A 12,012-nucleotide genomic window follows, 5' to 3' on the forward strand; every position below is an offset into this window, starting at 1 on the left:
GCACTGCTCGCCGATCACGGCATCGCCGTGAGCAACTCCGCCCAGCCCGCGCGCCCGGCCGCGCCGGTGATCGCGCCCGTGCTCAAGACCGGCGACACCGTGGCGCTGCGACGGCAGGGCACCGACCTGACCTTCGTCAAGATGGGGCTGGGCTGGGATCCCGTTCACGTCCAGCACAAGTGGGGTTCGCGCCCCGCCGAGATCGACCTCGACGCCTCGGCCCTGGTGTACGCCGGGAACGATCTGGTCGATGTCGCCTACTTCAGCCAGCTGGTCACCAAGGACGGCGCCATCAGGCACTCCGGCGACAACCTCACCGGTGAGGGCAAGGGCGACGACGAGGTCATCACCGTCGATCTGACCCGGGTCGGCTCCCATGTCACCGCCATCGTCTTCGTGATCACCTCCTACGCCGGGCACACCTTCGAGCGGGTGCGCAATGCCTTCTGGCGCTTGATCGACGGCACCACCAGCACCGAGCTCACCCGGTCGAATCTGAGCGCCGGCGGCGCCCACACCGGCATGGTGGTGGCGAAAGTGCATCGCGAGGACGGCATCTGGAAGGTGCAGGCCCTCGGTCATCCGATCCAGGCCGGACATCCGGTCGAGGCGGCCGCGCAGGTCGCCCCCTTCCTCTGACGGATTCCTCCCGAACGGTGGCCCCCGGTCGCGTGTCGCGGCCGGGTTGCCCGGCGGGTCGCCGGTGCGCCGCGGGCGAACAAGTTCATCTCGACCCAACCGAATGCTGATTGCGGCCATACTGTCGACGTTCTCGTGGCTCCCATCTTGTGCTGCTCTACCCCCTTCCCTGTTGAAACGAGGTAGCTCACATGTTGCGCACGTACCGTCGACTCGGCTCGGTGCCGAAAGCGATCCGCTATCCGATCTTCCTCGCCATCGCCGGACTAACGCTCAGCGCCTGCGCCGGTGCGCACGGCTCCTCCGTTGTCTCCGCCGGCGTCCTGGACTCCGGCTTCGGCACCGGGGGCAAGGTGACCAGCGATCTCGGCTCGGCGGCCGATCGCGCCAATGCCGTCGTGGTGCAGCCGGACGGCAAGATCGTGGTGGCGGGCAGCACCCAGGACCCGGCACAGGGCGACAACTTCGCCGTGGTGCGATACAACCCGGATGGCAAGCTGGACAACGACTTCGGCACCGGCGGGAAGGCGATCACCGACTTCGGTGGCAAGTCCGACGTGGCCGCCGCCGTCGCCATCCAGTCCGATGGCAAGCTCGTGGTCGTCGGCACCAGTCACGGCACCACGACCGGGGACAATATCGCGGTGGCCCGCTACGGCTCGGACGGCAAGCCGGACGCGGGATTCGGTACCGGCGGGCAGGTGAGCACGGATCTCGGCACCGCCGCCGATCACGGCAACGCGGTGGCCGTGCAGTCCGACGGGAAGATCTTGGTCGCGGGCAGCACCATGGATCCGACGCAGGGCGATAACTTCGTGGTGGTGCGCTACGCCCCGGATGGCAAGCTGGACAGCGCCTTCGGCAACGGCGGCAAGGTCTCCACCGACTTCGGTGGCAAATCAGACGTGGCGAAATCCATTGTGGTGCAACCCGATGGGAAGATCGTGGTCGCCGGGACCAGCCACGGCACCACGACCGGGGACAATATCGCGCTGGCCCGCTACGGCTCGGACGGCAAGCCGGACACCGGGTTCGGCACCGGTGGACAGGTCAGCACGGATCTGGGCACCGCCGCCGATCACGGCAACGCGGTGGCCGTGCAGTCCGACGGGAAGATCGTGGTCGCGGGCAGCACCAAGGACCCGGTCCAGGGCGACAACTTCCTGGTGGTGCGCTACCTGCCGGATGGCAAGGCGGACACCGCTTTCGGCTCGAACGGCTCGGTGACGGCCGACTTCGGCGGCAAATCCGATGTGGCGGCCGATGTCGCCCTCGCGACCGACGGGAAGATCGTCGTCGTCGGCACCAGTTCCGGGACGAACACCGGCGACAATATCGCGCTGGCCCGCTTCACCACGGAGGGCAAGCCGGACAGCGGATTCGGGCAGAGCGGCCTGGTGAGCACCGACCTCGGCACGACGGCCGATCACGGCAACGCCCTGGCGTTGCAGACCAATGGCGAGATCGTGGTGGCGGGGACCACCAAGGACCCCAGCCAGGGCGACAACTTCGTGGTGCTGCGCTACGGGGCCTGACACCCCGGCACCAGGCGAGGGCGCGTCAATGCGGACGCGCCCTCGTTCTCGTTCAGCGGCACCGTCACTCGACGGTGATGAACCGGCCGAGCTGCGGCACCGCCTCACCCGGATGCTTGGCCTGGAAGCCTTCACCGATCGCCTCCAGCCGCCATTCCCCGCCGGCCCGTAGCACCTTCGCCATGGCGATCGCGGTGAACGGCATGCCGCCCGCCAGCGCGTAGCGGGCCAGCTCGGCCTGCGTGGTGTCGTCCACCAGCCGGCAGTAGGCATTGCTGACCTGCTCGAAGGTGTGGCCCTGGTAGGAGGTGACGATGAACAGCAGCGTATTGACCTGGCGCGGAACACGAGTCAGGTCCACCGAGATCTGCTCGTCGTCGCCCACACCGCCGCCGCCGACCAGATTGTCGCCGAAATGGCGGATCGAACCGTCCTTCGACGTCAACTGCCCGTAATAGGCCACATCCACCAGATGCCGGTCGGAGAACATCGCGACCCAGGCATCCAGATCGATGTTCACCGCGCGCCGCCCGAACAGGCCGCCCTGCTTGGCCGGATCCCAGCCCAGCCCCATTCGGATCCGCGTGAGCGCGACGCCGCCCTCCTTGCGCAGGGTGACGCGCTGGCCCTTGGACAGGTTCACCGGCCGCCCGCGCGACAGCTCGCCGGATGCGGCGGGCGGGGGAGCCGCAGCGGGCATCGGTGGCTGCGTGCCATATCCGGGCGGCGGGGGAGCGTAGGTCGAATTCGGCGGTGGTGCAGGGGGATACGACGGCGCGACAGGCGGCGGGGGCGGTGCCACCTGCGTCGGCTCGATCGGCGGGGGGTACGCCGAAACCGGTGGTGGCGGTGGCGGGGTCGGCGCGACGGGCGCGTGCTGCACGGGCGCGGGCTCATCGACACTGACCCCGTGGTCGGTCACCAGTGCCGCGAACCCGCCCGCGTACCCCTGCCCGACGGCGCGTACCTTCCAGGACCCGAACCGCCGGTAGAGCTCCATCGCGATCACGATCGACTCGGTCCGCAGATCCTCGATCCGGTACTCGTAGAGCCGGTTCCCGTTCTGATCGGCGACCACCGCGACCGGCGGCGCGATCCGCCCGAACGTCGCTCCGGCCCCGTCGAGCGTGATCACCGCCCGGATCTGCGCGATATCCGCCGGTATCTGCGCCAAGGACACCACCAGCTCGGCGGGCTGCCCGGCCACCCCGTTGCGCAGCCGCACCCCCGGCCCGGATGGCTGGTTGTAGAACACGAAATCGGCGTCCGAGCGCACCTTCCCTTGCTCGGTCACCAGTAGCGCGGACAACTCGGCGGGCACCGCGACCTGCACGGTGACCACCACCTCCGCGGCATTCAAAGCCCCGTTCTGACCCTTGATCAGTGCAGTGGACAAGGCCGACCCTCCCGTATCGAAACGCCTGCTGCCACTCTAGGAGTCTCGGTGCCGCTCAGCACCCGAGCTGGTCGGCCAGATCCAGGAAATCCACTGCATTGATATCGAACTCGTCGGAGAACTCGGCGTCGCCCAGCGCCGGATCGCCGTATTCCAGCGGCCGGGCCACGAACGCCGTCGCGAAGCCCAGCTCCTTGGCCGCCCGAATGTCGTACTTGTGGCTGGCCACCATCATGATCTCCGACGGTTCGAAGCCCAGGTAGCGGGCCGCGAGATGGTAGGTCCGCGGATCCGGCTTGAACACCCCGACCATCTCGGCCGCGAAGATCGCGTGCCAGGGCAGCCGTGCGCGGCGCGAAATCTCCACCACCGCACTCACATCCGCGTTCGACAGGGTGGCCAGGGTGTAGTGCTCGCGCAATCGGGTCAGGCCGGGGACCGAATCGGGCCAGGGGTCGAGCCGTGCCCAGGCCCGCCCGAGCTCGTCGCGCTCGTCGCCACCGAGGTCGATCCCGTCGGCTGCCAGCAGCGGGTCCAGGGTCTTGCGGTAGATCGAGGCCACGCTCACCCAGGTATCGCCGACCGGGTGCTGCGAAGTCTCGGTGAAATAGGCGGCCCGCCACCTGTTCACGAACTCGGACCAATCGTGCCCCGGCGCGAGCGGCCCGGCGATCGATTCGGCCGCCGATCGAATCGTGGAATGGAAGTCGGTGGCCGTCCCCTGCACATCGAACAACAAAGCCTTCAGCACATCCCGATCCAACCACGGCTGGCTACCATGGCGATCATGGAGACCGGGAGGGCCAGTCGCACCGCGCTGGCGACCGCGTACGCGCGTGCCTACCACCAGCTTTCGGGGGAGCCGCGGGTATTCACCGACCCGCTGGCGGCGCGGATCCTGGGGGTGCCGCCGGAACGGATCGGCGATCTCGACACCGCGACCCTCGATCAGCCGGGCGGCAACGACCCGCTGCGGCGCGGACGGCGCTACTTCCTGGCCGCGCGGGCCCGGCTGGCCGAGGACGTGGTGGCCGACGCCGCCGCGTCCGGCACCCGGCAGGTCGTCATCCTGGGGGCCGGGCTCGACACCTTCGGCTATCGGAATCCCCATGCCGGGCTGCGGGTCTTCGAGGTCGACCACCCCGACACCCAGCAGTGGAAGCACGAGATGCTCGCGGATTCGGGCATCGAGATTCCCGCGTCGCTGACCTTCGTGCCGGTCGACTTCGAAACCGGCACCCTGGCAGCGGGTTTGGCCGCCGCGGGCTTCCGCCGTAACGAACCGGCGGTCTTCGTGTGGCTGGGTGTCGTGATGTATCTGACCGCCGAGGCGATCGAGGAGACCTTCCGGTTCATCGCCGAGCAGGGGCAACCGGTGCGGGTGGTGGCCGACTACCTCAGCGCGGGGACCGATCCCGAGGAACGCGAGGCCCTGCGACAGCGCATCGAACGGATCGCGAAGCTGAACGAACCCATTCTGAGCTGCCTGGATCCGGACGAGTTCACTCAGCAGCTGCGGTCCTTCGGCTTCGACGCGGTCGAGCACTGGACCTTCGCCGAACTGATGGACCGGTACCTCGGACCGGCCGCGGATGTCGGCTCGGCGGCCGGAACCGCCCGGCTGCTGTGTGCGAGCCGGGGTCTGAAGATTGACTGAAACTCGGTGAGACACCACCCGTAACCGGCGTCCGGGCGGCCGATACTCGGACCATGGGCCTGTCACCGGACTGGATGCGCACCGCGCGAGTACTGCGCCGAGCCGGGTTCGGGGCGACCGGGCCCGAGATCGACGCCGTCGCGGACGTGGCCGACTACCTGCGCACCGCGCTGACCACGGACCCGGAGTCCGATCCCGGCGCGCAGGCCACCCCGATGCCGCGCTTCACCCCGATCGCCCGGCCCGGCAAGAGCGCGAACACCGAGGTGCGCAAGCAGTACCAGGCGCAGCTCACCGCCCAGCAGGACATGCTCACCCACTGGTGGCTGCGGCGGATGGCGGCGGTGCGGGTGCCGGTCCGTGAGAAGCTCACCCTGGCCTGGCACAACCACTTCGCGACCTCCGCCACCAAGGTGCGCGACGCCGCGGCCATGGCCGCGCAGAACGCGACCCTGCGGGCGCACGGGACCGGCGACTTCCGGACCCTGGCCCACGCCATGCTCATCGACCCGGCCATGCTGCGCTGGCTGGACGGCACCGCCAATACCGCGAAAGCGCCCAACGAGAATCTCTCGCGCGAGTTCATGGAACTGTTCGCCCTCGGCCACGGCAACGGGTACACCGAGGCCGATGTGCGCGAAGGCGCACGCGCCTTGACCGGCTGGACGGTCGACGGCGGGGTGGCCGCGTTCGCCGCCGCACGCCATGACGGCGGCTCGAAAACCGTACTGGGAGTGACGGGTCCGCTGGATGCCACGGGCTTCTGCGATGCCGTGCTGGCCCGGCCCGAGGCCGCCGGATTTGTGGCCGGGAGCCTGTGGCAGCTGCTCGCTTCCGACGATCCGCCCTCGGACGCCGCCCGCGCCAGGCTCGTCGCCGCCTACGGTCCGGGCCGCGATCTCTCCGCGCTGCTGACCGCCGTGTTCACCGACCCCGAATTCGCCACCGCCCGAGACACCGTCGTGCACGGCCCGGTCGAATGGCTGATCGGCGCGGTGCGCGCCCTGCGGGTTCCGCTCACCGACGACGCCCAGGTCCGCACCCTCGCGAATACCCTGCGCACGCTGGGCCAGCTGCCCTTCTACCCGCCCAGCGTCGGCGGCTGGCCGCGCGGACAGGGCTGGATGTCGAGTGCAGCGGCACAGGTGCGGCTCACGGCGGCAACGAATCTGGTGAAGCAGGCCGATCTGTCGCCGATCGTGCAGGCGAGCCGCGCCGACCGCCTGGATGCCACCGCGCATCTGCTGGGCGTCGGGTCCTGGTCCGACCGCAGCGCGAAGGTGCTGACCACGGTCGTCGACCAGCCGCCGCGCCTGGCCGCCCTGGCCGTCAACACGCCCGAATACCTCACCAGCTGAAGGCGATACACCATGGCTCGAGTCAGTCGCAGACAGTTCCTGGTCGGCACCGGCGTGCTGGGCGCGCTCGGCGTGGCGGGAGCCTCCGCGATCACCTGGGACGAACTGCACCAGCGGGCCAGTACCACCCCGCTGGCGGCCGGATCCGGAATCCTGGTGGTGCTCACGATGTACGGCGGCAACGACGGCATCAACACCGTAATTCCGTACGCGGACAACGCCTATCACGATGCCAGACCCGAATTGTCCTACCGCCCCGAGGAAGTCCTTCACCTCGATGACCAGCTCGGCCTGAACCCGGCGCTGAAGGGCCTGTCCGGACTCTGGAAGGACCGGCGGCTGGCCATCGTGCGCGGTGTCGGCTACCCCAAACCCGACCACAGCCACTTCCGGTCCATGGACATCTGGCAGACCGCCTCACCCGACGAGCCGGTACCGACCGGGTGGATCGGCCGCTGGCTCGACGCCACCGGCGACGACCCGGTCCGCGCGGTCAATATCGGCTCGGTGCTGCCACAACTCGCGTTGGGGGCGAAACACACAGCGGCAGCGCTGGATCCGGCGTCGGCCCCGTTGTCCGCCGATTCGGCCGCGGCCCTGTCCGGTCTCGCCGCCACCGACCCGGCCGACTCTCCGGCGCGGCTGCGAGTCTGCACCGGCTATCAGGCCGAACAGACTGTCCGGCAAAGCCTTCCGGCCCCGCAGCGGTCCGGCAAGCAGACCGACTCGCTGACCGCCCAGTTCGATCTGGTCTCGCAGTGCATCAAGGCCGGTGTCCCGACCCGCGTCTACTCGGTGAGCCTCGGCGGCTTCGACACCCACGCCGACGAACGCCACACCCAGGAACAACTGCTCGCCCGACTCGACACAGCCGTCACCGCCTTCCTGAAGGATCTGTCCACCCATCCGCGCGGCCGCGATGTCGTCCTGCTCGCCTACAGCGAATTCGGCCGCCGCGTGGTCGCCAATGCCTCCGAGGGCACCGACCACGGCACCGCGGGACCCGTCTTCCTCGCGGGCGCGCCGGTGGCCGCCGGTTTCCACGGCGCCGAACCCAGCCTCACCGACCTCGACAACGGAGACCTCAAGGCGACCGTCGACTTCCGCGACATCTATCACGAACTGCTGCACCGGGTCCTGGACGCCGACCCCACCCCCGTGGTCGGCACCGGCCGCGGCGACCTCGGGCTGCTGTCGGCCTGAGACCCCGCCACGGAATCAAACTCCGCCACCCGCGTTGGCATTGGGCATGACTCCGGCATGGCAGGCGATCCCCTTCTCGGTCCTGGACCGCTCCCGGGTCCGCGAGGGCCAGCCGCACCCCGAGGCCCTGCGCGAGACCGTCGAGTTCGCCCGGCTCGCAGAGGACTGGGGATACCACCGCTTCTGGGTATCCGAGCACCACAGCGTGCCCGGGGTCGCCGGATCCGCGCCGACCGTGCTGGCCGCCGCCGTCGCCGCGGCCACCGACCGCATCCGGGTCGGCACCGGCGGGGTGATGCTGCCCAATCACCAGCCACTCGTGGTCGCCGAACAGTTCGGGGTGCTGGAGTCGCTGTATCCGGGCCGCTTCGATATGGGATTGGGCCGGTCGGTCGGCTTCACCGATGGCGTGCGCCGCGCCCTCGGCCACGACAAGAACGACGCCGCGGACTTCGACACGCAATTGACCGAGCTACTGGCCTATTTCGACGGCGGTCGCCAGGGCGTGCACGCCTGGCCCGCCGAGGGCCTGCGGGTGCCCGCGTTCCTGCTGGCCATCGGTTCGGGCGCGGAGCGAGCCGCACGTTTCGGCCTGCCCCTGGTCATCGCGGCCGCGGCCGGGGAGGACGCCATGGTCGAGGCGATCGAGGGCTACCGGTCCACCTTCCGACCCGGCCCCGGCGGCGACGCGCCCTATGTCGTGGTGTCGGGTTCGGTGGTGATCGCCGACACCACCGAGCAAGCTCATCGCCTGCTGCTGCCGGAGGCATGGTCGGCCGCGTGGTCGCGGACCCGCGGTGAATTCCCGCCGCTGCTGCCGCCTGAGGTCATCGAGCGTGAGCCCATGACCGAGCGGCAGCGCCGGATCTTCGAGGAGTCCCTGCGCGGGCACCTGGCCGGTACCGAAGCCGAGGTGCTCGCCGGGCTGGAGCGGGTGCTGCGCCGCACCGAGGCCGACGAATTCCTGGTCCACACCAGCACCTATGACCGGCACGCCCGGCTGGAATCGCATCGCCGCCTGGCCGCCGCGGTGGGTCTGCGCGCTCCCGCCGCGAGCCTATGAAGGTGAACGGAAAGTGAACAGAATTTGACTGGTCGGTCGAATTTAGGTAATAATGGCCGATCTGTGCTTCGTATCGACGAGGCAGGTAATCGGTATCACGGCGAGCGTGAGGAGGTGAGGGACGAATGAATCACGGCGACAGTCCGTGTCCGAGACCGATTCACGCACTCTCATCTCTCCCGGCCCACCGCCTCGGAGTCACCCTTCCGTAGCGGGATGAGCCGGCCAACTCCCTGAAGGAGGGCTGTCATGGCTTTCATCAACTTCTCCCGTAACCCACTCACCGTGTTGTCGGTACTCGGCGATGCGCCGCGGCGCTCCCGGTCCACGCTGAGCGTTCAGGAGCGCGCCAACCTGCGCGCCTCGCTCGTCCGGCCCGCGATCTTCACCGCGGCCCTCGGCGGACACGCCGGACGCTAGCGTCCTACTTCACGATCTACGCCAACTGCCCCGAATTCCTCGGGGCAGTTGGCATTTCGCTATTCGGCGGGGCGTTGCTCCAGCGACTGATGTAGCCGGGCGTTGAGCTCGGCCGGGGACGGTACCCGCCACCGCGCGAAGGCTTCGGCGGGCGTGAGCGTATGCGGCTCGCGCGCCGGGATCTTGCGCAGGAATGGCGCGGCGATCGGGGCCGTCGACGGCGAGAGCCAGGCCAGCAGCGTCAATTGCAGTCGGCCGCTCTTGGACAGGCCCCAGAACACCGGCTTGGCCAGCAGCCGCACCGCCAGATCGGCCATCTTCCCCTGCCGGATGGCGGCCAGATCGCGCTGCCAGTGCGGCAGCGTCGCGATGGTGGCCGTGCGCAGGAATTTGTTCGCCATCCAGGCGAAAGGTCCGAGCCTGCCGAGCAGCGGCGGATACATGACCCGCGCGTTGAGCAGGTGATCCATCATCTGCTGGGTTACCTCGCTGGCGGCCAGGCGCGGCCGGATGTCCTCGAAGTAGGCGCGAATCCCCTCGCGGGTGCGCGGCACCTGCTCCGGATCGCAGGTCTGCAACTGCGCCGCGATCGCGCACTCGTTCCAGAACTGGTGTTCCTCGGCGTCCGAGAGTGGGCCGGGACCGAACTGCTCGTAGACGTAGAGGATCGAATGCCACGCGGTGAGGTGGATCCACAGCTGTGAGTCGGGATCATTGGCGTCATAGGGCAATCCGGACAGCGGTTCGATGCCGACGCCGGTCTTGGCGTGGATCCTCATGAGCACCGCGGACGCCTTGGTCGCGGTCTCGGTATCGCCGAACAGGACCGTCGAGAAGTACGCGAGGGTGTGGTCGTAGCGAGTTCTGGCCTGGCTGTACACCTTTCCGGTGTGCTGCACCGAGGCCACCAGGAACGGGTCCAGCTCCTCGATCACCACCGCCCGCTGGAATCCCACCGACAGCCCGGTCGGATAGCCCCAGACCTTCCAGGTCACCGAGCCGGGGCCGAAGAATCCGTTGTCCCCCGCGGGTTCCACCGGCGCTGTGAGCCATGCCAGTGGTTTCGTTCGCGCACTGCCCGTTTCGCCGCCCGTCGACACCCAGTCAGTCATAGCCGAAAAGTATCAGTCGCGGGGTTGGTAACCGTCACCGGTTCTAGGTTGTTATCAATGTGCCATTGACAACTGGCACATTGAGCGGCGATGCTTCGCTCATGAGTACAAGGTCAATGGCGACCTTCCCGTCCGAGGCGGTGCCCACGCGGGCCGCGACGCGCACGCGCCTCGCGGCCGCCGCCTCGGTGGTGGGGTTGCGGCGGGTCAACGGGTTGCTGCCGAACAATCGAATCGGAATCGAGGCCGGGCGCGGGCTCATCGCGGGTGTCATGGCCGCCTTCGGGCCGACCCTGCCGGGGACCGCGATCATGCCCGTCGACTCCGGCGGCGTGCGGGGCGAATGGGTCCGCGCGGCCGGGGTCCGGCACGGGAATCGGGCCATCTACTACCTGCACGGCAGCGGTTACGTGGTGTGCTCGGCGCGCACCCATCGCGGACTGGCGTCGCGGCTGTCGAAGGTCACCGGGCTGCCGGTGTTCGTGCTCGACTACCGGCTCGCGCCCGAGCATCCCTTCCCCGCGGCGGCGCAGGACGCGGCCGCCGGGTATCGGTGGCTGCTCGAACACGGGTATCGCGCGAGTGATCTGGTGATCGGCGGGGATTCCGCGGGCTGCCATCTCACCCTGGATCTGTTGCTGCAGAACGCGATCGCCGGAGTCGCGCAGCCCGCCGGGGCCTTCATGTTCTCACCGCTCATGGATCCGACGCTGACCCTCGCCGAACGGCGCGACCGGGTGCTGCCCGACCCCATGGCTCCGGCGTGGGTGGGACGGCGGCTCATCGAGCTGTATACGGCTCCGGAACCGGCTGATTCGCCGCGGCTGGCCCTGCGGATCCCGTCCGGTGCCGCGCTGCCGCCGCTGTTCGTGCAGGCCAGCGCGGGGGAGATGCTCGCCGACGATGCCAGGCTGCTGCGGGATATGGCCGCGGCGGCCGGGGTTTCGTGCGAGCTCGAGCTGTGGCCGGGCCGGATCCATGTGTTCCAGGCCCTGCCCCTGCTGGTTCCCGAAGCGGCCGCGGCACTGCGCCGGGCCGCACGATTCGTTGTTTCGACACTGGCACAGGCGGATTCGCCCGTGCGAAAGCAGGTGGGCTGAGATGTGGCCGATCGATGAGGTGGTGTTCGCCCTGGGCGGCAAGCGCCGTTCGCACCATGCGCGGGCCGTGGTCACCGGCGCGGGCAGCGGTATCGGGCGGGCCTTCGCGCTCGAACTCGCCGCGCGCGGTGGGGAAGTGGTGTGCGCGGACATCGACAAGGACCGCGCGGACGAGACGGTGCGGCTGATCGAGCGACAGGGCGGCGCGGCCCACGCGTTCTTCTGCGACGTGTCGCGGCGTGAGGACGTGGCGAGCCTGGCCGAGTACGCCGAGGAGGTGTTCCGTGGCGCGCCGACGCTGGTGATCAACAACGCCGGTGTCGGCATCGGCGGAAAGCCGGTGGGCGACATCGGGTTCGGCGACTGGGAATGGGCGCTCGGCATCAATCTGTGGGGCGTCGTGCACGGCTGTGAGATCTTCGCGCCACGGCTGCGCGCGGCCGGATGCGCCCGTGAGGCCATGGCAGGGCAGCCGGAGTTCTGCTGGCGGACCGCCGTCGAGACGAATGTCTTCTTCGGCGCGGTCGGC

At 69.2% G+C, this 12,012-nt stretch carries 12 protein-coding genes; 9 read left to right on the forward strand and 3 right to left on the reverse strand.

Going from position 1 to position 12,012, the window contains the following annotated elements:
* Both ACWELQ_RS22255 and ACWELQ_RS22260 read left to right on the forward strand, forming a co-directional pair.
* Nucleotides 1-639, forward strand: a 639-nt coding sequence (locus tag ACWELQ_RS22255; RefSeq protein ID WP_452398971.1) for a TerD family protein, incomplete at its 5' end; no start/stop codon positions are given.
* A gap of 191 nt (nt 640-830) precedes the next feature.
* On the forward strand, nt 831-2,174 hold the full coding sequence (locus ACWELQ_RS22260) for a hypothetical protein (protein WP_452398972.1): 1,344 nt from the start codon (nt 831-833) through the stop codon (nt 2,172-2,174).
* Nucleotides 2,175-2,238: 64 nt separating this feature from the next.
* Here the strand turns inward: ACWELQ_RS22260 and ACWELQ_RS22265 are convergent, their stop codons facing one another.
* Nucleotides 2,239-3,570 (reverse strand): TerD family protein, encoded by a 1,332-nt coding sequence (locus tag ACWELQ_RS22265; protein WP_452398973.1) that lies wholly within the window; start codon nt 3,568-3,570, stop codon nt 2,239-2,241.
* Nucleotides 3,571-3,625: 55 nt separating this feature from the next.
* Complete coding sequence (locus ACWELQ_RS22270) at nt 3,626-4,318, reverse strand: haloacid dehalogenase type II (RefSeq protein WP_452398982.1); 693 nt, start codon at nt 4,316-4,318, stop codon at nt 3,626-3,628.
* A 39-nt stretch (nt 4,319-4,357) separates the two neighbouring features.
* Here ACWELQ_RS22270 and ACWELQ_RS22275 point away from each other — a divergent pair, with 39 nt between their 5' ends.
* The 5 genes from ACWELQ_RS22275 to ACWELQ_RS22295 all read left to right on the forward strand — a co-directional run bounded on the left by ACWELQ_RS22275 (nt 4,358) and on the right by ACWELQ_RS22295 (nt 9,271).
* Nucleotides 4,358-5,227, forward strand: a complete 870-nt coding sequence (locus ACWELQ_RS22275) for a class I SAM-dependent methyltransferase (protein WP_452398974.1) — start codon at nt 4,358-4,360, stop codon at nt 5,225-5,227.
* Nucleotides 5,228-5,280: 53 nt separating this feature from the next.
* Nucleotides 5,281-6,585 (forward strand): DUF1800 domain-containing protein, encoded by a 1,305-nt coding sequence (locus ACWELQ_RS22280; RefSeq protein ID WP_452398975.1) that lies wholly within the window; start codon nt 5,281-5,283, stop codon nt 6,583-6,585.
* A gap of 12 nt (nt 6,586-6,597) precedes the next feature.
* The gene (locus ACWELQ_RS22285) at nt 6,598-7,788 is read left to right on the forward strand and encodes a DUF1501 domain-containing protein (protein ID WP_452398976.1); all 1,191 of its coding nucleotides are present in this window, start codon (nt 6,598-6,600) and stop codon (nt 7,786-7,788) included.
* Nucleotides 7,789-7,834: 46 nt separating this feature from the next.
* Nucleotides 7,835-8,851, forward strand: coding sequence for an LLM class flavin-dependent oxidoreductase (locus ACWELQ_RS22290; RefSeq protein WP_452398977.1), 1,017 nt, complete (start codon nt 7,835-7,837; stop codon nt 8,849-8,851).
* 249 nt (nt 8,852-9,100) lie between these two features.
* Nucleotides 9,101-9,271, forward strand: coding sequence for a hypothetical protein (locus tag ACWELQ_RS22295; protein ID WP_452398978.1), 171 nt, complete (start codon nt 9,101-9,103; stop codon nt 9,269-9,271).
* Nucleotides 9,272-9,330: 59 nt separating this feature from the next.
* On the opposite strand, the gene ACWELQ_RS22300 is transcribed toward ACWELQ_RS22295, so the two are convergent.
* A complete protein-coding gene (locus ACWELQ_RS22300) occupies nt 9,331-10,383 on the reverse strand; it encodes an oxygenase MpaB family protein (RefSeq protein ID WP_452398979.1) in 1,053 nt (350 codons plus the stop codon).
* Nucleotides 10,384-10,484: 101 nt separating this feature from the next.
* Here ACWELQ_RS22300 and ACWELQ_RS22305 point away from each other — a divergent pair, with 101 nt between their 5' ends.
* Both ACWELQ_RS22305 and ACWELQ_RS22310 read left to right on the forward strand, forming a co-directional pair.
* Nucleotides 10,485-11,483: an alpha/beta hydrolase fold domain-containing protein gene (locus ACWELQ_RS22305; RefSeq protein ID WP_452398980.1), complete on the forward strand. Its 999-nt coding sequence runs from the start codon at nt 10,485-10,487 to the stop codon at nt 11,481-11,483.
* 1 nt (nt 11,484) lies between these two features.
* The coding region (locus ACWELQ_RS22310; protein ID WP_452398981.1) for an SDR family NAD(P)-dependent oxidoreductase at nt 11,485-12,012 on the forward strand (528 nt) is incomplete at its 3' end.

This window comes from Nocardia sp. NPDC004722, assembly GCF_053601505.1.